This window comes from Propioniciclava coleopterorum, from assembly GCF_011393335.1.
Classification (GTDB): domain Bacteria; phylum Actinomycetota; class Actinomycetes; order Propionibacteriales; family Propionibacteriaceae; genus Propioniciclava; species Propioniciclava coleopterorum.
The window spans coordinates 1,179,478-1,201,530 of sequence record NZ_CP049865.1; the positions used below are offsets into that span (position 1 = coordinate 1,179,478).

Sequence of the window (22,053 nt, forward strand, 5' to 3'; positions counted from 1 at the left end):
AGCCGACGGGCGGGCCGGTCAGTCGAGGAGCGTCAGGCCCAGGTGCAGCGCGAACTGCTCGGCGAACCCGGCGGCCTGCTCGGGCGTGATCACCACACCGCGCAGGCTCTCGAAGCCGGCCAGCGCCCCGACCGTGGCGCCGCGCAGGTCGACGGAGGTGAGGCGGGCGGCGTCCAGGCGCACCTCGCCGATCACGCAGCCCCGGAAGGCCAGCCGCTCGACCCGCGCCTGCCCCAGGTCGAGCTCGCCGATCCGGCAGTCCTCGAACAACAGGTCCCGCACCTCGGCCGAGCGGAGGTTCACGTAATCGAGCTTGCTGCCCGACACGGCCACGGTCCGGACGTCCGCCTCGTAGAGTTCGGCGGCGCCGATGCGGGACGCCGCGACGCGCACGTCGCGCCAGGCGCTCCGGGCCGCGCTCAGCAGCGGCGCGTCCAGCCGCTCGATCCGCGTCTCGACGAAGCGCGCCCCGCGCAGGTCGGCCCCGTCCGCGACGAGGCCGTCGAAGGCGCACTCGTGGAACTCCACGCCCCGCAGATCGCGCCCGGACAGGTCGACGTCGGCGAACCGCAGCGCGCGGTGGTCCAGATGGGGCTCCACGTCGGACGCCTCCGCGTCCTCGAGCCCCTCCAGGACGAGCGTGTCGATGACGGGCTCCGCGACGGGCGGACGACGACGGACCACGGGATCCCCACTTCCTTCAGGCAACCCCGCCAGTATCCCCCGCGGCGGCCGGGGGCCCCGCCGAGCAACATGCGCTTGCATCACGACAGTTCACGATATATCGTTAGTGTCATGGTGTACGACACACGAAAGGAACCACCATGAACCGCACGTATCACGAGAACAACGACTTCGACCCCGACCCCCGCTCGCAGCGCGGCCCCGCGGCCGTCGTGGCGGGCCCCGCGGCGGCGCCCCGTTCGGCGGCCCCCGCTTCGACGCCGACGCGCCCGGCCGGAGCTTCGGCCCGCGCTCCGCTCCCGACTTCCCGGCCCCGCCGGAGCCGCAGCGACCGTTCCGCGGCCCCCGCGGCGAGGCCTTCGACCCCGACCTGGACGGCCCCCGCGGCCCCGGTGGCCCGCGCGGCCGTGGCGGACGCCGCGGTCACGGCCCCCGCGGCGGACGGGCCGGACGCGGCGACGTCCGCGTCACCATCCTGCGGCTGCTGAGCGAGGAGCCCATGCACGGCTACCAGCTCATGCAGACGATCTCCGAGCGCTCCCACGGCCGCTGGACGCCGAGCGCCGGCGCCGTCTACCCGACGCTGTCCGCGCTCGCCGACGAGGGTCTGATCACCCTGGTGGAGACGGACGGCCGCAAGCTGGCCACCCTCACCGAGGCGGGCACCGCGCACGTCGAGCAGCACCGGGCGGACTGGGCCGACCCCTTCGCCGACGCCGAGGCGTCCGAGGGGCCCGAACTGCCCGCCCTCATGCACGAACTGCACGGCGCCGTCCGGCACGCCGCGCAGGCGGCGACCGGCGCCCAGCGCGTCCGGATCGGCGAGATCCTCGCCCAGGCGCGCAAGGACGTCTACGCGGCCCTGGCGGGCGGCGAGGACGACACCGCGACCCCCGGCCCCGGCGACGCCTCCTGACCCCTCCCGGAGCACAGCGGTGCCCCGCCGACGTGGACGCGTCGGCGGGGCATCGCCATCTCCGGTCCCGCCTCGCTCGGGGACCAGGCTCTCAGGCCGGCAGCAGCCAGCCGCGGTCGCGCGGGAAGTCGACCTCGACGAGCTCGTCCTCGGCCAGGATCCCGTCCGGGTCCGGGTCGGAGACGACCGCGATGATCGTCCCGGCGTCGGTGTCGATCTCGTACTCCACCACCGAGCCGTAGAACACCGCCCGCAGGACGCGCCCGCGGCTGCCCGTGACCAGCTCGCCCTCCGGGGCGTCCACCGAGCTGCGGCGCAGGTGCACCGACTCCGGACGCACCAGCACGACGTGCGAGGACGCCGCCGCGGCCCCGGCTGCGGCGTTGAGCTCGCGCTGGCTGCCCAGCACGTCGACGCGGGCCCGGTCCCCCAGCACGGTGACGCCGGCCGGGTCGAGGAAGTTGGCCGACCCGATGAAGTCCGCGACGAACACCGTGGCGGGCCGCCGGTAGATCTCGTCGGGGGTGCCGATCTGCTCGATCCGGCCCTTGTTCATGACCACGATCCGGTCCGAGAGCGACATCGCCTCGTCCTGGTCGTGGGTGACGTAGAGCGCGGTGATCCCCAGCTTCTGCTGCAGGTTGCGGATCTCGGTGCGCATCTGGACGCGCAGCTTGGCGTCCAGGTTCGACAGCGGCTCGTCGAACAGCAGCACCTTGGGCCGCATCACCATGGCGCGGGCCAGGGCGACGCGCTGCTGCTGGCCGCCCGAGAGCTGGTTGGGCGCGCGGTTGGCGAGCTTGACCAGGTCCATGGACGTCAGCGCACTGTCGACGGCCTCGTCGATCGCGGCCTTGGTCATCTTCTGCAGCTTCAGCCCGTAGGCCACGTTGTCGCGCACCGACAGGTGCGGGAACAGCGCGTAGCTCTGGAACACCATCGACATCGGACGCTTGTCGGGGGTCAGCCGCGTCATGTCGGCGCCGTCGAGCAGGATGTCGCCCGACGTCGGCGTCTCGAAGCCCGCGACCATGCGCAGCGTCGTCGTCTTGCCGCAGCCCGAGGGGCCCAGCAGCGTGACGAACTCGCCGGGCTCGGTCTCCAGGTTGATCCCGTCGACGGCGCGGGTGGCGCCGTCGCGGCCCTGGAACTCCTTGACGAGGTCCTTGAGGACGATCCGGCCGGAATCGTGGTGGCGGTCGGTGTTGGTCATGCTCCGGCTCCAATCTGGGTGCGGACGTCGTTGCGACCCCGCAGCAAAAGGCTCATGACGCCCATCACCGTGACGACGATCAGCAGCAGCAGGACGCAGAACGCGAACGCGTTGCCGAAGCGCCCGGCGTCCACCTCGGCGAGGATCTGCTTGGTCATGATCTTGGTGGAGGGCGTGGTGATGAAGATGATCGGCGACAGCGTGGTCATCGACCGCGCGAACGCGTAGATCAGGCCCGCGAGGAACGCCGGGCGGATGAGCGGCAGGGTGATGGTGCGGAACGTGGTGAAGCTCTCCGCGCCCAGGGACGCCGCCGCCTCGTCGATCGACGGGTCGATCTGCTGCAGCGCCGCGATGCCGGAGCGCTGCCCCGAGGGGAGCGACCGGATGATGTAGACCATCACGATCGCCATGGCGCCGCCGAAGATCGCCGCGCCGCCGCCCAGGGCCGGCAGCAACTGGAAGGTCGTCCCACCGATGGTGAACCGCAGCGGGGTGTTGAACGCGATGGCGTACCCGATGCCGACGACGGTGCCGGGGACGGCCAGGCCGAGCATGCCGAGGAAGTCGAGCAGGCCCGAGCCGCGCTTGACTTTGCGGACGATCAGCCAGGCCATCACCATGCCGAGCAGGCCGGCGATCGGCGTCGCGATCAGGGCCAGCATCGTGGTGTCGACGATCGACTCGTTGCCGATGCCGCTCAGCACGTAGCGGAAGTTGTCGAGGGTGAACTCGTTGTTCACGCCGAGGATCTTGGTGAACGCGCCCACGATGACGGTGAGGTAGATGCCCGCGACCAGCGCGAGGATCACCACGCCGGCGATCAGCAGCGGGATGCGGCCGGCCGGGTCGGTGATGAGGCGCGGCTTGCCGGCGGGCTTGCCCGTCACCGTCACGGTGCTGCTGCGGCTGACCCAGTACTGCTGGATCACGAACACCAGCAGGGCCGGCATCAGCAGCACCAGCGAGTAGGCGGCGCCCGCGGCGACGTCGTACTCGCCCGTGATCGCGATGAAGGCGCGCGACGCCAGCACGGTGTAGTCGCCGCCGATGACCAGCGGGTTGGCCAGGTCGGCGATCGCCTCGACGAACAGCAGCAGGAACGACGCCGCGAACCCGGGCACCATCAGCGGGAGCGTGACCTTCCAGAAGGTCTGCCAACCGGACGCCCCCAGGTTGGAGGACGCGTCGTCCAGGGCGGGGTCGAGGTTCTCGAGCATGCCCTTGAAGTTCATGTACGCGACGGGGAAGAACGACAGCACCAGCACCAGCGTCAGCCCGGGCAGGCCGTAGATGTTGGTCTCCAGCCCGAGGATGCCGTGGGTGATGATGCCGCGGCGTCCCAGCAGCGTGATGACGGCCGTCGCGACCGCGAACGGCGGCGAGACCACCGGGAGCAGGCACAGGATGTGGAAGATCTTCTTGCCCCTGAAGTCGACCTTGACCTGGATGTACGCCAGCAGGAAGCCCAGCAGCGTCCCCAGGAGGCCGACGAGGATGCCCAGCACGAAGGTGTTGAGCACGATCTGCCGGTTGACCACCGAGGTGACGACCGAGGTCATCACCTTCACGCCCTCCGGGCTGAACGCCTGCCCGAAGATGGCGGCCAGCGGGTAGAGGATCAGGATCGCCAGCACGACCAGGACCACGGCAACCACGACGACCGTGGACACGTCCAGGGCCTTGCGGCGCCCGCGGGCGCGGGGCGTCCGGGCGGTGGGCACCAGGGCGGCCTCGGCCGCCGGGTTGCTCATGGCCATGGTGGTTACGACTTCGGCTGGGCGGCGACCTCGGCGTCGAAGCGCGCGGTGAGCTGCTTCTTGGCCGCGGCGGCCTTCTCGAAGTTGTAGTCGACGAGCTTGATGGTGCTCAGGTCCACCATGCGCGGGTCGGACTTCGCCTTCGGGTTGGTGTGGAGCTGGTAGGAGCCGACCGTCGGGCCGATCTCCTGCGCCTCGGCCGACAGCGCCCAGTTGGCGTAGGCCTTGGCGGCGGCGTTGTTCGGGCCGCCCTTGACGACGGCGACGCCGCCGACCTCGTAGCCGGTGCCCTCCTTGGGGAACGACACCTCCAGGTCGGTCATGCCGCGCTCCTTGTACAGGACGCAGTCGTGGCTGAAGACCAGGCCCACGGCCGCCTCGCCGCGCCCGGCGATCTGGCCCGGGGCGGTGCCGGACTTGGTGTACTGCAGCACGTTGGAGTGCATCTTCTTCATGAACTCGAGGCCCTGGTCCTCACCGCCGCGCAGGACGACCTGCGTCCACAGCGTCGTGAAGGCCGTGCCGGAGGTCGACGGGTGCGCGGTGGAGACCTGCGACTTCAGCTTGGGGTCGAGCAGCGCGTCCCAGGAGGTCGGGATCTCGACGCCCTTCTCCTTCAGCACCTTGGCGTTGGAGCAGAACCCCAGGGCGCCGACGTAGACGCCGTTCCAGAAGCCGTTGGCGTCCTTGTACTTGTCGGGGATCTGCGCGGCGTTCTCGGGGTGTACTTCTCCAGCAGATCCTGGCCGGCCGCGGCGCCGTAGCCGTCGGCGGGGCCGCCGTGCCAGACGTCGAACTCGGGGGCGGCCTTGGACGCCGCGAGGCGCGCCACGGTCTCACCCGAGGAGAGCCGGACGAACGAGGTCTGGACGCCGGTCTTGGCGGTGAAGGCCTTGGTCCACGCGTCGCAGACCTCCTCCATCGCGCCGCAGGCGACGGTGAGCTTGCCGCTGAGGGCGGCGGTGCCCTGGCCGCCGGTGGCGGCGGGGCTCGCGGTCGGGCTGGTGTCGACGACGCAGCCGCCGAGGCTGAGGGCCAGCGCCGCGGCGCCCGCGACGACTCCCCATGAACGCTTGATCATGTGAACGACTCCCTTGACGATCGAGGCCCGACGGTGGGCCTGCTTCAGCGTAGGAGCGGCGCCGCGGCGGCCGGAACGGGCCGGGAAGCGGCGAACATCACGCTTCCGTGATGCTTGTCACGGACGGCGCCCCGCGGTGACGAAACGGTAACCGCGGCCGTGCTCGGTGGCGATGCAGGGCTCCGCGCCGGCGTCCTCGATCTTGCCCCGGAGCCGGTAGATGGCGGTCCGCAGCGCCGCCCGGCCGCCCCACCGGTCGCTGTCGTGGCCGATCGCCTCGAGCAGCCGATCGGTGGCCACCAGCGTCCCCACCTCGTCGGTGAGCAGCCACAGCAGCCGGAACTCCGAGGGGGTCAGGTGCAGGTCGCGCTCGCCGCGGCGTCCCATCGACAGGGCGGCGTCCAGGGTCAGGTCGCCGACCCGCCGGCGCGTCCCGACCACCTTGGCGGGCTCCCGGTGCGACGTCCACCGCAGGATCGCCCCGACCCGCAGCACCAGTTCCCGCGGGCTGAACGGCTTGGCCAGGTAGTCGTCGGCGCCGGCCTCCAGGCCCTCGACGCGGTCGGCGGCGGCGTCCTTGGCGGTGAGGAGGATCACCGGCACCGACGCGTGCTCGCGGATCCGCTGGCACAGCTCGAGCCCGCTGGTGCCCGGCATCATGACGTCGAGGACGACCAGCGCGATCGCCTCCTCCTGCAGGACGCGCCAGGCGCGCTCGGCGTCCGGCGCGGTGCGGACCTCGTAGCCGGCGGCGCCGAGCGCGAGTTCGAGCATGGCGACCATGCGCGGCTCGTCGTCGACGACCAGGACGGTCTGGCTGCTCATGCCGCGAGCCCCGCGTCGGCGGCCGGCTGCTGCCCGCGCCGCGGCAGGCTGCACAGGATCGTGGTCCCCACGTTGACGGCGGAGTCGACCAGGCAGCGGCCGCCGTGCAGTTCGACGATGCGACGTGTGATCAACATGCCCAATCCGTTCCCCGTCTCGCTCTTGCCCGCCAGCCCGCGGCGGAAGAGCTCGCGGGTCTGCACGGGGCTCATCCCCGTGCCGTCGTCGGTGACCACGATGAGCACTCCGTCCTCGTTGGGGCGCACGGTGACCGCGATGCGCGCCTGCTCGCCGGCGTGCCGCGCCGCGTTGGTGATGAGGTTCGTCAGCGCCTGCCGGATCAGGTCCGGGTCGCCCATGATCCGCGGGGAGGCGCCGCGCGCCGACAGCGTGATCCGGTTGGGGTACAGGCTGCGCAGGTCCCGCACGACGCTGTTGGTGACCCGGCGCACGTCGACCGTCGTGGCCCGGAATGCGAACAGCTGCGCGTCGATCCTGGCGTCGGTGAGGAGGTCGGCGGCCAGCGCGAGCACCTCGGACGCCTTGACGTCGATGGTGTCCACCAGGTCGTGCTGGATGTCGGTCAGTTCACCGGCTGCCCGGTCCAGCAGCAGTTCGGCGGCCCCGCTGATGAGCGCGATCGGCGTCCGCAGCTCGTGGCTGACGATCGCGACGCGGTCGGCGCGGTCCATCGCGAGCGCCCGCCAGCGCCGGTTCTCCTCGGCGAGCTCGTCGCGGCGCAGCCGCGCCCGCCGCAGCGTGACGAGCGCCCCCGCCAGCCCGAGCGCCAGCAGGGCCGCCAGCACCGCCAGGGCCTCATCCATGCGGTGAGGTTAGCGCCGCGGAACGCGGTTGCCGTGCGCCACACCCGATCCGGGTCCGGCGACTCCGCGGGACGGCCCCGTCGCCGGCGCGTGCGGGACGCAGCGGCGGGAACTCAGCCGCGGGCGCGAGCGGGACGCAGCCGCGGGACGGCTCAGTCGCGGGGCGTGAGCGGCACGTAGCGGCAGCGCTCCAGCAGCGGCAGCCCGGCCGCGGCGTCCTCGAGGCGGACGCGCAGCGCGTCCGCGTCGGGGCCGTAGAAGTAGAGCGCGGTCTCCAGCGGACCGGTCCAGTACGACCACAGCCGTCCGGTCTCGCCGACCGCCGCAGCGAGCGCGTCCACGGTCGCCTGCAGGTCGCCGGCCGCGTAGACCTCGGGGTCGAGCCGCGTGCCGTTGAGGCGGACCGCCAGCCCGTCGAGGACGCCGAACGGCGCGGCCACGCCGTTGACGACGACCGCCGAGCCGCGCGGCAGCCCGCGCTCCAGGTCGAGGACCGCCGTGACGACCCGCTCGGCGTCCTGGGGGCCACCTCGAGGTGCGCGAGCACGGCGGCGGGCTCCCCGTGGGTGCCCACCTCGAGGCTCGAACCCAGCATCCGCGACGTGGGCGAGGTGTGGGTGAGCAGGTCGGCGAACAGCGCGTCGATGGCCTCGGGGAGTTGCGCCTCCTGCAGCCGCGCGTTGATCCGGACCGTGATCGGCAGCCCCTGTTGCGTCATGGAACCATCCGACCACACCCCGCGCCGCCGCGTCGACCGGGGCCGAAGTCGGCGCGGGCGGAGGGCCGGGATCGGGGGCGACGGCGTCCTCGGCGCCGACGCATTGAGGCAGCACCCCACCCGGGGCGAGTGGGTGCCGGACTTAGGATGCAAGGCGTGGAGTTCCTGGAACCGGTCCTGATCGGGCTCGCCGTCGGCCTCGTGGTCGGCGCCCTGGGCGCGGGCGGCGGCATCCTGTCGGTGCCGATCCTGGTCTACCTGCTGCACCAGGAGCCCCACAACGCGGCGGCGAGTTCCCTGGTCATCGTCGGGTTCACCGCCTGCACGAGCCTCATCTACCCCCTGCGTCGCGGGCTGATCCCGTGGGCGCGCTCGCTCGCCTTCGGCGGGGTCGCCGTGGTCGGCTCCCTGCTCGGATCCCGGCTGTCGCTGCTGGTCGACGGCACCCTGCTGATGCTGCTGTTCGGCGGCCTGCTGAGCGTCGTCGCGGTCGCGATGGCCGCCCAGGGCGTCCACAACCGCCGCCAGGAGAACAGCGGCGACCACTCCGACGAGCCGCTGACGCTGCCGAGCCCGTCGGCCCGGCTATGGGTCAAGACCGTCGCGGTCGGGTTGGCGACGGGCCTGCTGACCGGCTTCTTCGGGGTGGGCGGCGGCTTCATCGTGGTGCCGCTGCTCGTGCTGGTGCTGCGCGTCCCGATGCGGCGGGCCACCGCCATGTCGCTGGTGGCGATGATCCTCGCCTCCATGGCCGGCCTGGTGGGCCGGATCGGCACGGACGTCGCCATCGACTGGCCGCTCACCCTGCTCTTCACCGCCGGCAGCGCCGTCGGCGGTGTCCTCGGTGGGCCGCTCGCCGCGCGCGCCCGCCCCTCGACGCTCACCCTCGTCTTCGCGGCGCTGCTGGCCGGCGTCGCCGTCGTCACGCTGGTCAACACCCTCGGCGGGGCGCCCGCGTGACCGACGCCCGCCGGTCGTGGCACCCGGGGCGTCCGGTCGATCTGGAGGCGCAGTGGTCGGCCTGGCGGAGGGGCGCCGGCGACCCCTCCTACCGGATCGTCGGCGCCGAGCACTGGCGGGCGCTGGTCACCCCGAGGGCGCCGCCACGCTGCGGGCGCGTCCGGACGGCGACGGCGTCGAGGCCACCGCGTGGGGGCCGGGCGCCACCTGGGCGCTGGACGCGCTGCCCGCGCTGCTCGGCGACGCCGACGACCCGGCCGGCTTCGAGCCGCGACACCCGGCGCTGCAGCGGGCGCACGCCGCTCGTCCGCACTGGCGGGTCGGACGCGGCGGCTCGGTGTGGGCCGCCCTGGTGCCCGCCGTGCTGGAGCAGAAGGTGACCGGCCAGGAGGCGTTCGCGGGCTACCGCAGGCTGCTGCGCCGCCACGGCACCGCCGCGCCGGGGCCCGGAGGGGAGCTGGGGCTGCGTCTGGTGCCCGACGCGGAGCGGCTGCGGACCATCCCGTCGTGGGAGTGGCTGAAGCTGCCCGCCGACGCCGCCCGCTCCGACGTGCTGCAGCGGGCCGCCCGGGTGGCGCCCGCCCTGGAGCGGACGCTCACCCTCCCCGGCCCGGACGCCGACCGCGCGCTCCGCAGCCTTCCGGGGCTGGGCGTGTGGACGTCGGCGGAGATCCGGCAGCGCGCGCACGGCGACGCGGACGCGTTGAGCGTCGGCGACTACCACGTGGCCCGCTCGATCACGTGGGCGCTGCTCGGCGAGGAGCGCGACGACGCCGCGATGCTGGAGCTCTTGGAGCCCTACGCCGGGCACCGCTACCGGGTGCAGCGGCTGCTCGAACTGGCGGGGACGGGACACCCGCGCCGCGGGGCGCGGATGGCGCCGCGGCGTCACCTACCCGGCTGAACCGGGGCCGAACACGCCGAAACGGGACGAGGGCCGGACGCCGCGCGCCCGACCCTCGCCCCGTTCGGGCGGCCCGTCCTCAGCTGAGGATCCGCAGCTGCCACGGGTAGGTGTACGGCTCACCGTTCCACGCCTTGAGGGCGCCGACGATGCCCAGCACGATCGCGCCGAGGCTGCCGAGGATGATCATCGGGATGCCGATGATGGCGAGCACGACGGTGAAGCTGAGGATCCAGCCGATGATGCTGACCAGCGCCATCGTGATGGAGAAGTTGAAGGCGCCCGCGGACGCGTTGCGCACGAACGGGGAGCTGTCCTTCTTCACCAGCCACACGATGAGCGGGCCGAGGAACGTGAGCCAGCCGGCGGAGACCACCGCGGCGATGGGCGCCGACAGGTGGGCGAGCATCGCCCACAGCCGGTCGTCACCGTTGGCCTTGCGCTGGTTCCCGCGGCCGTACTGCGGCGAGGGGATCTGCGAGTACGACGGCGGCACCTGGGAGTACGGGTTGCTGGAGTACGAGGAGCGGCCGGCGTCCGCGTTCGGGAACGGCGGGGGCGCGTCCATCGGGTTCGCCCAGGGGTTGCCGCCCTGGGGGCTCTGCTGCTGGTTCTGGGCGTTCGGATCGGTCATGTATCCAGAATGCGGCAGCCTCCCGCGCGGGGGAAGGGGTGCAGGGGATGCTTCAGGGAGCGCTCCGGGTGAGCCCGAACCAGCACCCTGACAAGGCCGGGCGCCGAGGGAGGCGTCAGCCGCGCCGGGCCAGGTACTCCTGCAGGGCCCGGGTGGTCTTGGGACCCCAGATCCCGTCCGGGTTCGAGCCCACGACCGCCTGGGTCTTGCGGGTGGTCTCGGGTCCGCGGACGCCGTCGACCTTGGCGCCGACCTTGGCCTGCAGCGCGCGGGTGGTGTTGCGGCCCCAGATGCCGTCGGCCGGCGTGCCGACCCACTTCTGCATCGCGACGATGGTGGGGCGGTCCAGGATGCCCGACACGGTCACCGTGCCCGACGACGAGCCGCCGCCGGTGCTGCCGCCCGAGCCGTCGGTGGGCTGCGCGTTGGCGTCGGCCCCACCGTTCTCCTTGGTCAGGCCCGCCCTCTGCGAGCAGACCGGCCACGCGCCCGGACCCTGGGTGTTCAGGGTCCGGCGCGCGATGGCGATCTGCTGCGCCTTCGTTGCCTGGTGGGCGTACGGCGCGTACGTGGCCCCGCCGAACGCGCGCCACGTGGACGCGCTGAACTGCAGGCCGCCGTAGTAGCCGTTGCCCGTGTTGATCGCCCAGTTGCCACTCGACTCACACATGGCCACCCGATCCCAGACGGTCTCGTCCCACGCCTGCGCCGACCCGGACATGACGAGTCCGGTGAACATGACGGCGCCCGTGACCGCGCCGGTGACGGCGGTGCGGAGCGCGATGCGCGAGGCGAGCATGGCTGGGATCCTTCCTCAGGTGACCCGACGCACGTTGCCAGCGAATCTGAGAGGAAGTCAAAGGGTCAATGATCAATTCTCAGGTACGGGTTGAGAGTCGCCGCGCGCACCGAACAGCCACCTGAGGACGGGGAACTTTCTCCTCAGCTCTGGTTGTAGAACGAGCCCGTCAGGTGTTCGAGGTCGTCGATGGCGGTCACGCCGGGAGGGGCGATCACCAGCACGTAGGCGGTGACCCGGTCGATGTTGCCCTGCAGGCCGAAGACCAGCCCGGAGACGAAGTCGACCAGGCGGTGCATGTCCTCGGCGTCCATGCCGGTCAGGTCCAGCACGACGACGTCGCCGGCGCGCACGTGCTCGCCGATCAGCCGCGAGTCGCGGTAGGACGCCGGGTGAAGCACGGCGATGCTGCGGGGCTGCGCCATCAAGGGACTCCTCTCCTGCCGGACAGTCTTTCAGAGCCCCCGCGCCGTCGGGCGGCAACCCGCCGGGCACCGGGGTTGCCAACGTTGTGAAACCCCCAGCATCGCGCCTTGAAACGGTTGAAAATGGAGTCATGGAAGCTCCGTCGACCGCCGCCATCAACCTCCGCCTCGCTCTGCTGGGTCAGCCCCTCGTGGACGCCGACGACCTGGCCAACGACCGCACCATCGCCCCGCTCCTGGCGCGGCAGCGCGAGATGTCCCGCCGCCTGTCCGAGCGCCTCAGCCCCGTCGATCAGCGCATCCAGGCGTTCCTGGACGACTTCCTGCAGGGAACGTCGGTCTCCCCCGAACTCCCCCGCCGCACCCTCGTGCTCGACCAGCCGGGCATGGCGCGCGAGTTGTCGCTGCCGGTGCACGGCGACGAGTTCAGCTCCGAACTGCTGTCGAGCTACCGGCTGCTGAACGGCGTCCTGCACAACCCGGCCAACGACCGCCGCACCACCGCGGGCGTGTTCCACGTCGCCGAGGGCGGCCTGCCGATCCCCGACGACAAGATCGCGGTCGACCGCGACGTCGCCGCCCGCATCTTCGCGGCCGCGTTCGACGCGCCGGCCGAGGCGCTGCGCCTGCCCTGGTCGTCCGCGGCCGCCCAGCCCGCCGAGTGCTTCGTGTCGCTGCTGCTGCGTCCGACCGTCGTCCCCGGTGTGGAGGGCGTCACGACCGACAAGTCGCTGGAGGTCCGCTTCATCGTGCCCGGCGGCATGGTCGCCAACCTCGACTTCGTCGAGTCGATCTTCGGCAACGCCGGCGACCCCTACCTGCCCGAGAACGACTCCTCGCTCGACCCCGAGCACTGGACCGGGCACACCGGCCTGGTGGTGCTGGCGCCGCACCTGACGGCGCTCACCAAGAAGGAACTCGGGATGCCGCACGTGAGCGAGGCCACCGAGCGCCAGAAGCGCGACGGGCAATGCTGGGAGACCGAGGACGAGCGCTACAACGGTGGCTCGGCCTTCAAGTTGTGCCTGCGCGACGCCCGCGGCGTCATCGCCACCGTGATCGCGGACAACTACTTCGGGTACTGCAAGAAGGAGGTCAAGACCCAGATCTCCTACTCCGCCAACCTCTACGGCAACGCCGAGGAGGAGCACGCCGGCGGCGCCGTCGTCTTCCCGGCTTACAACCTGGGCACCGAGTGGACCGACGACCGGACTCCCGAGGGCTACACGCTCGCCGACGTCGTGGCGCGCGACCCGGAGGCGTTCGAGGTGCACCCCGAGGGGCACGCGACCGTGGTGGCGTGGCCGCACATCACGGTGGTCCCCCGCGGCGCGACCTTCTCGATGCGCGAGCAGTCCATCACCTGGGGCGACGGCGAGGACCGGCGCACCATCAAGCTGCTGGCCGACCACACCTACATGACGCCGAGCGGCTATCGCGTGCACGCCAAGCACCGGGAGACCGATCAGCGGCAGTGGCACCTCGTCGGCACTTCCTCGACGCCGACGCACTGCCACAAGCCCGCGACGGTGTCGGGCGGCGGCAAGTCCGAGATCAGCAAGTCGATCCTGGACGCCTTCGTCTTCGGGTCGGTGTTCACCGCCGACTTCGGGGCGGACATGGACCAGGTGCAGGCGCTGATCGACCGCGACTACTCCGAGCGGTTCGCCGACGCCGGCCGCAACGGGACCGACCACCGCGGCATCCTCAGCCCGGAGCGCTCGCTCGGCTCGGTCATCAAGCTCATGACGACCTCGCGCCGCTTCACGGCCGAACACAACGCGTTCCTGGCCACGATCCCCGAGCACGTCAAGGAACTGCTGTTCACCGTCAAGCGGTTCTACAAGCCCGAGTGGGGCACGCAGTGGCGCGAGCACTTCAGCGTCATGATGCTCAACGGCCGCGAGGGCAACGAGGTGCGCCTCGACGGCGCCGAGATCGTCGCCAACTACCTGCGCGTGGGCTTCGAGGCGGACGGCTCCTGGCGGCTGTTCTCGCTGCGTCCGGACTTCTCGGCCGCCGCGAAGGTGCAGTCCGAGGATGACATCACCGCCTCCACGGTCGTGCCGGGCTCGGCGGTGCCGGCCTCGGACGTCCCCGCCGAACTGTCGCGCAAGATCGTGCAGAACTGCGAGCGGCTGCTGTTCCAGCGTCCGGACGACGCCATCCACCGCGGCTACGACAAGCAGACCGAGAAGGACATGGCGCGCGAGGGCACGTTCATCTCCAACTTCCAGCCGCTGACCCACGACGACGCCCGCGCGATGGTCGAGGACGTCCAGGCGCAGTCGGAGTTCACCGAGCCGATGGCCGACCTCATCGAGAAGGCGGCGTCCCTGCCCCAGGACGCGTCGCCGGAGTACTTCGTGTGCTCCGCCGAGCCCCGCATCGTGAACGGCAAGCGGTCCAAGAACCCGCGCTACCTGCAGGTGCGCCCCGACCTGTCCAACCCGGACGCCACGGCGTCCGCGGACGTCTCGCTGCACCTGCTGCGCCAGGTGTCGCTCGCCGAGCAGTGCCCCGCGCCGGTGGACGTGGTGGCCGCCGGCCGCCGCAACAACGCCGCCGAGCCGGGCGTGCCGCCGCTGTGCACGTACAACCCGCTGCACTACATGGAGTTGCCCGAGCTGTTCATGGAGTTCATCAGCTCCATGACCGGCAAGTCGCCCTCCACGACGGGCGCGGGCTCCGAGGGCGCCATGACCAAGGGCCCGTTCAACGCGCTGCCGGCGATCTTCGACCTGAACGCCGCGTTCCTGTCGTTCGCCCTGACCGGCTACGACGGCTGGCTGTCCTCGGCCGGGACCATCGGGCCCCGGATGCGGATCGACCACGACTTCTCGCTGCTGGTGCCCGAAGTGTTCAGCCGGATGACGCCCAAGGAACGGGACGCGGCCACGCTGATCGAGCAGGGCTACCTGGAGCGGTTGACCGACTTCGAGCACGACGGCGAGCAGGTCCTGGCCAGCCGCCTGGGCTACCGCATGAACGAGGCCTTCGCCACACAGTTCTTCGGCCGGATCTTCCTGCACCCGGACGTGGTCTTCACCTCCGAGATGCTCAAGCCCGAGACCCAGGACCTGGACACGTTCGCCACGTCGATGGCCACCATCGTCAAGACCCACCAGCGCGTCGCGCAGGCCTACTTCGACGACGGCACCATCTCCGAGGCGATCCCGCCGCTGCGCGGCCTGCTGGAGATCATGGCCACCGGCACCACCGCCGACGGCCTCACCCTCGACGACGCCGCGTTCCGCGACCAGTTCACGCGCGACGCGGTGCTGGCCGCCGACTGGTACGCCGCCCGCCTGGACGCCAAGCGCGACGAGGACCTCGCCCACCAGGAGCGCAGCGCGCACGACCTGCGGCACTTCCTGGGGCAGGAGGCCAACGCCGAGGCCGCCGAGCGGCTGGGCCTGGCCGAGCGGCTCGCCGAGATCGAGGAGGCCATCGAGGCGATGTCGGGCCAGGAGTACCGCGACTCGCTCGTCGGCACGATCGGACGCCAGCCGCTGAGCCGCTGACGCATCCCGCCGCGCCCGCGGCGTCCGCCTGGTTCGGACGCCGCGGGCGCGGCCGTCCGGGTCGGAAAGCGGGACCGACAGGGCCGTACGATGGGCAACCGCGGCGGTGATCCGGGCTCCGCATGATAGGAGTGGGCCGTGGAGGACAGGAACATCATCCGGCTACCGGGCGTCGAGCGGACGTTTCACCGGTACAAGATCCTGTTCGTCCTGCTGCTGCCGCTGGCGATGTCGCTCATGGCGATCTCGGCGGTCAACGTGGCGCTGCCCACGATCGAGCACGGCCTGGGCGCCACCCCCACCGACGTGCAGTGGATCCTGTCGGGCTACGCACTGACCTTCGGCGTCTCGCTGATCCCGTCGGGACGCGCCGGCGACGTCATGGGCCGCGGCACGCTGTTCATCGCCGGGCTGGTGCTGTTCGTGCTCGCCGCGCTGGCGTGCGGGCTGGCGACCACGCCGGAGCTTCTGAACCTCGCCCGCCTCGTGCAGGGCCTGGGCGCGGGCATGTTCAGCCCGCAGGTCACCGGCATGATCCAGCAGTACTTCACCGGCGGCGGCCGGGCCAAGGCGTTCGCGCTGTTCGGCCTGGTCATCTCGGTGGCGGTCGCCATCGGTCCGGTCCTGACGGGCGCCATCATCAGCGCGCTGGGACCCGAGTCGGGCTGGCGCTGGGCGTTCCTGCTCTACACGCCGGTCGGCCTGCTCGGGATCATCCTCGCGACCGCCTGGTTCCCCTTCGAGACCGAGCGCGCGCGCCGGGCCGCAGGCCGCGGCGGCGGCCGCGTCCGGCTCGACCTCGACCCGGTCGGGACGCTGCTGCTCACCGCGACGATCCTGTGCGTGATGTTCCCGTTCATGGCGCACGCCGCCTGGGCCTGGTTCCTGCTGCTGGCCGCGCCGCTCCTGGCGTGGGGCTGGATGCTGTGGGAGAAGCGGTACGCCGCCCGCGGCCACGACCCGATGGTGGACCTCAACCTGTTCCGGTTCCGCTCGTTCCGCAACGGGATGCTCGTCTCCGGCACGATGTTCCTCGGCGTCGCCAGCACCTTCGCGGTGCTCGCGCTGTTCCTGCAGTCGGGCCTGGGCCTCGGCGCGCTGGAGACCGGCCTGATCGGGCTGCCGAACGCCATCGTCAGCGGCTACTCGTCGCTGTGGTCGGTGAAGTACGTCATGGGACGCGGCCGGCGCCTGGTGGTGGCGATGATGCTGCTGATGGCCCTGGGCACCGTGCTGAGCATCCTGGTCGCCGTCCTGATCCCGCTGGGGGCGCCGTGGTGGCTGCTCGGCCTCACGCTGGCGCTGAACGGCTTCGGGATGGGCGCGATCGGGTCGGCCAACCAGACGCTGGCGATGCAGTCGGTCCCGGCGCGCCACGGCGGCACCGCCGGCGGGCTCAAGCAGACCCTGGAGCGCATCGGGGCCGCGCTCGGCAACGCGGTGGTCACCGGCCTGCTGTTCGGCCTGGTGCAGGCCGGCATGGGCTGGACGTTCGCCTTCATCGGCGCCTACGTCGCCATCGCGATCTTCATCCTGTGCGCGGCGACCCTGGCCGTGGTGGACGAGCGGCAGCACCGCGCCTGACCCCACCCACGACCGGCGACCGGCCGTCGAACCCAGCCGCGCGCCGGGTCCCGGCCCGTGAGAGGTGCGGGTGGCGCCCGCGGCGTCCGGCGGGGTGCTCGAGCGGTCGGGCGGCGTCCGGGACGAGGCCGCCGGCGGGGTCAGAACCCGGCGAACCGGACGGCCGCGGCGGCGAGCGCGCCGACCAGCACCACCACGATGTAGGGGGCGCGCAGCCACAGCGCGACCGCCGCGGCGGCCAGGGCGGCGATGCGCGCGTCCAGGACGACGGCGGTGCCGGTGACGAGGGTGTTCACCGTCACCAGCGAGGTGAGCAGCCCGACGGTCATGCCGGCCGACACGGTCGTCACCCAGGGGCGCTCCAGCAGCGAGTCGGGCACGAGGAAGCCGGACAGCTTGGTCAGGTAGGCGATGGCGCAGGCGCCCAGCACCCAGACCCACATCTGCGTCATGGCTTCCTCCGATGCTGCGCGACGGCCAACGCCCCCGACACCGCGGCGGCGATGATGATCGGGATGCCGGCGGGGACGAACGGCACCGCGACCAGGGTGACGAACGCGGACGCCACCGCGATGGCGCCGGCGTCGCGGCCCTTCAGCCGTGGCCACAGCAGCCCCAGGAACGCGGCGACCGCGGCGCCGTCGAGCCCGAACGCGGCCGGGTCCCCGATCTGGGAGCCCAGCAGCGCGCCGAGCAGCGTGAACAGGTTCCACATCACCCAGACGCCGACCCCCGCCGTCCAGAAGCCGCGCCGGGACTCCGCGCGGTCGGGTTGGGACAGCGCCGTGGCGGTCGACTCGTCGATGGTGAGCTGCGCCATCACCGGCTTCAGCGCGGCGCGCGGCCGCAGCAGCGCGTTGAGCTGCACCCCGTAGACGGCGTTCCTGATCCCGAGCAGCGACGCGGCGGTCGTGGCCGCGGCCAGCGTCCCGCCGCCCGAGATCACCCCGATGAAGGCGAACTGCGAGCCGCCGGTGAACATGAGCATGCTGAGCACGACCGCCTGCCCCACGCTGAGCCCCGCGGCGACGGCCAGGGCCCCGAACGAGACCCCGTACACGCCGACGGCGACGGCGATGGAGACGCCCATCCTGACCGCGGGCGTCCACCAGGTCGGGGCTGGAGAGGCGGGCACGCGTCGATGGTAGGACGCCGCCGCCCACCCGCGCGCCGGGCGCCGTCCCGCGGGCGCCTGACCGGTCAGGCCCCGAACTCCGCCGCGACGCGCCCCCTGCGCGCGCTCAGGTCGTGGAGCGTCTCCTGGCTGAGGTGGTACTCGGAGCGGCGGTGCGCCGGATGCCCCACGAGGCTGTCCCGCACGGCTGCGGCCGCCTGCTCCCGCACCGCTCGGGGCAGCGCGGCGTCCTCGGCGAGTTGGAGGGCGGCGTCCAGTTGGCGTGGCGAGTGGGTGTCGAACGATCCGCCGACGAGGTCGGTGCCGTACGCGCGCCGGCTGATGCACCACGCCACGGCCTTGCGCGCGCCGCGTGTCGTCCGCGCGATCGCGTCCCAGCGGTCGAGGGTGGCGCCCAGCGCGTCCGCGCTCGCCAGCAGAAAGGCCGGCACAGCGTCCCCCATCCGGTCCGCCGCGGCGCGCTGCCAGACATCCTCGGGCGGGTCGGTGAGCGCGGCCACGTACTCGCGGGTGGCCGACATGAACGCCCGGGTGTCCTTCGCCACGACGGCGGCGATCTCCTCGGCCCACGGGCTGCCCGCCCGGAGCAGCACGCGCAGCATCCCGACCGCCGCCGGCAGGCCGGGCGCATGGTCGTCGGCCTTCTTCACCAGGACGCGCTTGCGCCAGCCGCGCCGCAGCGGCTCCAGGTCGGCGGCGGTGATCGGCTCGGGCGACGCGTCCAGGATCGCCAAGGCGACCGCGATCCGGCGCTCGGACGCCTCGGGGTCGGCGAACACGGCCCGCAGCCCGGCGCCGTGACGCTCGATCAGGTGCTCCATGCCCTCCAGGTCGCTCACGCGCGGCGAGCGCAGCGTGACGCCCGGGTGCGGCGGCAGGCCCGCCTCGGCGCGCACCGCGTCCACCGCGTCGTCCCAGCCGGCGCACGTCCGCTCCAGGCGAGCCCGCCGCTCGGGCGTGAGCGGTGACCACTCCGGGTCGCGGGCGGTGAGCTCGAGCCGGGCGCTGTGCCCCCGGCCGTCCGCCGACGCGGCGACGAGCAGCCGGACCCGCAGCGGCAGGTCCAGGGTCAGGACGTCGAGGACGCCCCGGGCAGCACGTTGCTCAGCGAACCGGTGACGTAGGTGAGCATGCGATCGGGCGCGTCGGCGGCGATCAGTTCCTCCAGCAGGTCGCGCCGGGTGGCGATCGGGTCGGCACCCGAGGCGTCCGATTGGGCGAAGAGGTCGCGGGCGGCGTCGGCGTCGCCGGCCAGCGCGGCGTCGTGGCGCTCGCGCAGGGTGTCGTGCGGGGCGAAGCGCTGCCGCACCGCCAGCGACGCGGTGCCGGCCGCGATCAGGCGGTCCGCGGCGGCGGCGGCGCGCGGATCGTCGGCGGCGGCGAGCACGAGCGGCGACCACGCCGCCCCGGTGGGGGCGCCGGGCGCCAGGGCGGCGTCCAGGTCGCCGGCGGTGATGAGGTCGCGCAGCCGGAGCGCGGTGGCGGCCTGGTCGCGCAGCGACTCGGCGGCGTGCCCGGCCACCAGCGCGTGCAGGGCGGCCTCCTCGCCGGGACGCAGCGGCGCGAGCGGGCGGGCGACCGTCAGCTGCGGCAGGCGGGTCGCCCAGGCGTCCGTGTCGGCGAGGTCGGCAGGGGCGACGTCCAGCGCGAGGACGAAGGGGGCCTCGCGGTGGGTGCCGCCCGTCACGGCCACCCCGAGCGGGGACAGGGCCGTCTCGAGGCACTGCCGGACGGCGTCGGCGTCCCCGCCCCAGAACACGTACTGGACGGGCTCGCGCCACTCCCCCGCCGGGGTGAACGCGTGCAGCGGCCAGGGCCAGCCGAGGTAGCCGAGGACGTCGGGGCGGGTGGTCGCCAGGCGGGCGCCGAGGTCGTGCAGCTCGTCCTGGTCGGCGAGCCGGCTGCTGGGCGGGATGAACGCCACGGCGCCCGGACGGCTCAGGGCGGCGACGATGTCGCTCAGGCTGGACACGGGGGGCTCCTCTCGGCGCCGCCGAGGGGCCGGCGCGCGTCCCCGACTGTAGCGGGGCCGGGGCCGCCGCCCGGTCGGGGACGCGGGGGCTAGCTGTATGAGGCCAGGACGTTGTTGACGCGTTTCGGGGTGGCGGATCCGGGCGGTTTGCCGTCGTGCGCGCCGTGGGGCCGGTGGTAGTTGTAGTGCAGGTTCCAGGTCTCGAGCGCATTTTCGCGTTGCTGCTCTGATGTCCAGGTTCTCGCGTAGAGGAACTCTTCGGCGAGGATGCGGTTGTAGCGCTCGACCTTCCCGTTGTGCTTGGGCGTATATGGCTTCGTGCGCTGATGTTCGGCACCATTCAGGGCGGCGGCGAAGGCGTTGGAGCGGTAACAGGAGCCGTTGTCGGTGATGATCCGCTCGATCTTCACAATCCCGTGGTTGGCGAACCAATCGCGGGCGCGGTTCAAGAAGGCGACGGCGGTGGGGCCTTTCTCGTTGTCGAGCGACTCGGTATATGCCAAGCGCGTGTGCCCGTCGATCGCGGAATGCAGATACGCGTATCCGGCTCGCGCTCCGCGTGTCTTCGCACGGGTTGCGGCTCTGGCCTCGTGGCTGTCTTTGCCGTGGGCGCGCCAGCCACCGCCGTCGGGGATGCGCCCGACCTTCTTCACGTCCAGGTGGATCATGTGCCCGGGATGCTTGGCGGTGATCGTCTTGATCTCCCGGTTCACCTTGCCGTTCGGGTCGATGAACCGCCGGCGGCTCAACCCGAACTGAGCCAGGTAGCGGGTGATCGTGCGCCGGCTGACCGTGGTTCCGCCCTCACCGAGCTCGAAGGCGATGCGAGATGCCGACCACTTGTGCTCGCGCCGCATCGACTCGATCCGCGCCACCGTCTCGCCGAGTGTCGCGGTCGGCTGCCGAACCGGAGCAGACGAGCGATCAAGCAGCCCGAGTTCGCCGAACTTCCGATAGCGGTTCACCCACTTCGATGCAGTCGCACGAGAGATGCCCATCTCGGAGGCCACGTGCGCTATTGGACGGGTGCGGCAGCGTTCGATGAGTCGCTTGCGGCCTTCCGGGGTGAGAGGGGCGTTTCGGTGGGTCGTCGCAGTCAGGGTGCGGCCTTCCCTCCTCTGTCGTCAGACGTGGAGAAGCTCGTCACGACGCGTCGATGAGTCGTCGAACCGCGTCGTACGACGGTTTGGGCGCGTAGTCGTCGTAGAGGAGTCCGAATCCGTTCTGCCAGTTGCCGTCGCTGATCCCGTCGCGGAGTGAGAACAGCTCGTACACGCTCACCTCGCCGGTCACGGCCACAGCCTCTGCGACGGCTTGCAGGATGCGCGCCTGCTTTGCCTCGTCGCGGGTGTGGCCGGTGGGCCAGCCGGTCTCGGTCACGTGGATCGGCGTTGCTTCGGAGATTCCGGCGTCGCGGGTGACGTGGCGCAGCGTGTGGACGAGGAACTGGGCTCCTGCGCCCACTTTGTCTTCCGGGAGGGGGCGGAAGACGTCGGGGAACATGTCGAGGCCGATGAAGTCGAGTCGCGCGGTCGAGTCCGGGCCCAGAGCGTCGACCATCGTGGTCCAGAACGCTGGGTCGGCGACTCCCGCGCCGTTCACGCCGATTCCGACATTCGCGCCCAGCTGGTCGCGTTCCTCGAGTCCGGCCTCAACTCCCGCCGCGACCGCTTCGAAGCAGCCGGGGAAGCCGCCATCCTGTGGGTACGGCACATTGAGTTCTTCGCCGACCTGGACTTTCCCGCCGCCCCATGCGGCAACATCTCGAACCGCCTGGCGCACGAACTCTGCGTAGCCGGCAAGGGCCGGCTCGGTGGCGCGATAGCACGCAGTGAGGTCCATCAGCCGTCCGCGTCCGGTGTAGTTCGCGGGATCGGCCGGGGCTGCGACCACGCCGGGCTCGGGCTCTCCAGATCCCCGATAGTGCCGATAGCAGCGGATGTAGAACTGCTCCGCATCGCCCTGCAACCGGTCAAGGGCGGCGCGCGTACGCTCCACATCCTCTGGTGGCGTCACAAGCGGAGTCAGCTCCACCAGATCCGCCGCGATCACACCGGGCCAGATTCCAAATAGCATAACGAGCTCCCAAGTAGTC

Annotated in this window: 22 protein-coding genes; 5 read left to right on the forward strand and 17 right to left on the reverse strand. The window is 72.0% G+C overall.

Annotation, left to right across the window (positions count from 1 at the left end):
- Window positions 1-18 precede the first annotated feature (18 nt).
- A complete protein-coding gene (locus G7070_RS05725; RefSeq protein WP_206079960.1) occupies window positions 19-684 on the reverse strand; it encodes a pentapeptide repeat-containing protein in 666 nt (221 codons plus the stop codon).
- Between G7070_RS05725 and G7070_RS19790 the strand changes: the two genes are divergently transcribed.
- Window positions 647-1,600: a PadR family transcriptional regulator gene (locus tag G7070_RS19790; RefSeq protein WP_431977922.1), complete on the forward strand. Its 954-nt coding sequence runs from the start codon at window positions 647-649 to the stop codon at window positions 1,598-1,600. The genes G7070_RS05725 and G7070_RS19790 overlap by 38 nt on opposite strands.
- 91 nt (window positions 1,601-1,691) lie before the next feature.
- Here the strand turns inward: G7070_RS19790 and G7070_RS19390 are convergent, their stop codons facing one another.
- From G7070_RS19390 to G7070_RS05760, 7 genes are all read right to left on the reverse strand, one after another.
- Window positions 1,692-2,813: an ABC transporter ATP-binding protein gene (locus tag G7070_RS19390; protein ID WP_166232686.1), complete on the reverse strand. Its 1,122-nt coding sequence runs from the start codon at window positions 2,811-2,813 to the stop codon at window positions 1,692-1,694.
- Window positions 2,810-4,567: an ABC transporter permease gene (locus tag G7070_RS05740; protein WP_206079962.1), complete on the reverse strand. Its 1,758-nt coding sequence runs from the start codon at window positions 4,565-4,567 to the stop codon at window positions 2,810-2,812. Before G7070_RS05740 ends, G7070_RS19390 begins: the two co-directional genes overlap by 4 nt.
- Window positions 4,568-4,578: 11 nt before the next feature.
- Window positions 4,579-5,277, reverse strand: coding sequence for an extracellular solute-binding protein (locus tag G7070_RS05745; RefSeq protein ID WP_246227711.1), 699 nt, complete (start codon window positions 5,275-5,277; stop codon window positions 4,579-4,581).
- Entirely contained in the window at window positions 5,190-5,654 is a 465-nt protein-coding gene (locus tag G7070_RS18445) for a type 2 periplasmic-binding domain-containing protein (RefSeq protein ID WP_246227389.1), read from the reverse strand. Before G7070_RS18445 ends, G7070_RS05745 begins: the two co-directional genes overlap by 88 nt.
- Before the next feature lie 117 nt (window positions 5,655-5,771).
- On the reverse strand, window positions 5,772-6,479 hold the full coding sequence (locus G7070_RS05750) for a response regulator transcription factor (protein WP_166232690.1): 708 nt from the start codon (window positions 6,477-6,479) through the stop codon (window positions 5,772-5,774).
- A complete protein-coding gene (locus G7070_RS05755) occupies window positions 6,476-7,303 on the reverse strand; it encodes a sensor histidine kinase (RefSeq protein ID WP_166232692.1) in 828 nt (275 codons plus the stop codon). The genes G7070_RS05750 and G7070_RS05755 overlap by 4 nt, the downstream gene beginning before the upstream one ends.
- Before the next feature lie 152 nt (window positions 7,304-7,455).
- Complete coding sequence (locus tag G7070_RS05760; protein WP_166232694.1) at window positions 7,456-7,743, reverse strand: hypothetical protein; 288 nt, start codon at window positions 7,741-7,743, stop codon at window positions 7,456-7,458.
- Window positions 7,744-8,177: 434 nt separating this feature from the next.
- Here G7070_RS05760 and G7070_RS05765 point away from each other — a divergent pair, with 434 nt between their 5' ends.
- On the forward strand, window positions 8,178-8,981 hold the full coding sequence (locus G7070_RS05765) for a sulfite exporter TauE/SafE family protein (RefSeq protein WP_206079963.1): 804 nt from the start codon (window positions 8,178-8,180) through the stop codon (window positions 8,979-8,981).
- 52 nt (window positions 8,982-9,033) lie between these two features.
- The gene (locus tag G7070_RS05770; RefSeq protein ID WP_246227391.1) at window positions 9,034-9,885 is read left to right on the forward strand and encodes a DNA-3-methyladenine glycosylase family protein; all 852 of its coding nucleotides are present in this window, start codon (window positions 9,034-9,036) and stop codon (window positions 9,883-9,885) included.
- Window positions 9,886-9,964: 79 nt separating this feature from the next.
- On the opposite strand, the gene G7070_RS05775 is transcribed toward G7070_RS05770, so the two are convergent.
- The 3 genes from G7070_RS05775 to G7070_RS05785 all read right to left on the reverse strand — a co-directional run bounded on the left by G7070_RS05775 (window position 9,965) and on the right by G7070_RS05785 (window position 11,743).
- A complete protein-coding gene (locus G7070_RS05775; RefSeq protein ID WP_206079964.1) occupies window positions 9,965-10,519 on the reverse strand; it encodes a DUF4870 domain-containing protein in 555 nt (184 codons plus the stop codon).
- Between the two features lie 115 nt (window positions 10,520-10,634).
- A complete protein-coding gene (locus G7070_RS19395) occupies window positions 10,635-11,318 on the reverse strand; it encodes a transglycosylase family protein (protein ID WP_166232698.1) in 684 nt (227 codons plus the stop codon).
- A 143-nt stretch (window positions 11,319-11,461) separates the two neighbouring features.
- Window positions 11,462-11,743: a cell division protein SepF gene (locus G7070_RS05785; RefSeq protein WP_166232700.1), complete on the reverse strand. Its 282-nt coding sequence runs from the start codon at window positions 11,741-11,743 to the stop codon at window positions 11,462-11,464.
- 131 nt (window positions 11,744-11,874) lie between these two features.
- Here G7070_RS05785 and G7070_RS05790 point away from each other — a divergent pair, with 131 nt between their 5' ends.
- Together G7070_RS05790 and G7070_RS05795 are read left to right on the forward strand one after the other, a co-directional pair.
- On the forward strand, window positions 11,875-15,267 hold the full coding sequence (locus tag G7070_RS05790) for a PPi-type phosphoenolpyruvate carboxykinase family protein (protein ID WP_166232702.1): 3,393 nt from the start codon (window positions 11,875-11,877) through the stop codon (window positions 15,265-15,267).
- A 138-nt stretch (window positions 15,268-15,405) separates the two neighbouring features.
- Window positions 15,406-16,851 (forward strand): MFS transporter, encoded by a 1,446-nt coding sequence (locus G7070_RS05795; protein WP_246227398.1) that lies wholly within the window; start codon window positions 15,406-15,408, stop codon window positions 16,849-16,851.
- 140 nt (window positions 16,852-16,991) lie between these two features.
- Here the strand turns inward: G7070_RS05795 and G7070_RS05800 are convergent, their stop codons facing one another.
- The 6 genes from G7070_RS05800 to G7070_RS05825 form a co-directional block, all read right to left on the reverse strand.
- Window positions 16,992-17,303, reverse strand: coding sequence for an AzlD domain-containing protein (locus G7070_RS05800; RefSeq protein WP_166232704.1), 312 nt, complete (start codon window positions 17,301-17,303; stop codon window positions 16,992-16,994).
- A complete protein-coding gene (locus G7070_RS05805; RefSeq protein WP_246227400.1) occupies window positions 17,300-17,986 on the reverse strand; it encodes an AzlC family ABC transporter permease in 687 nt (228 codons plus the stop codon). Before G7070_RS05805 ends, G7070_RS05800 begins: the two co-directional genes overlap by 4 nt.
- A 65-nt stretch (window positions 17,987-18,051) precedes the next feature.
- The gene (locus tag G7070_RS05810; protein WP_166232706.1) at window positions 18,052-18,891 is read right to left on the reverse strand and encodes a hypothetical protein; all 840 of its coding nucleotides are present in this window, start codon (window positions 18,889-18,891) and stop codon (window positions 18,052-18,054) included.
- Between the two features lie 164 nt (window positions 18,892-19,055).
- Window positions 19,056-19,958, reverse strand: coding sequence for a hypothetical protein (locus tag G7070_RS05815; protein WP_166232708.1), 903 nt, complete (start codon window positions 19,956-19,958; stop codon window positions 19,056-19,058).
- Window positions 19,959-20,047: 89 nt separating this feature from the next.
- Window positions 20,048-21,058 (reverse strand): IS481 family transposase, encoded by a 1,011-nt coding sequence (locus tag G7070_RS05820; RefSeq protein WP_166235027.1) that lies wholly within the window; start codon window positions 21,056-21,058, stop codon window positions 20,048-20,050.
- A 43-nt stretch (window positions 21,059-21,101) separates the two neighbouring features.
- A complete protein-coding gene (locus tag G7070_RS05825) occupies window positions 21,102-22,010 on the reverse strand; it encodes a glycoside hydrolase family protein (protein ID WP_246227402.1) in 909 nt (302 codons plus the stop codon).
- Between the last annotated feature and the right edge of the window lie 43 nt (window positions 22,011-22,053).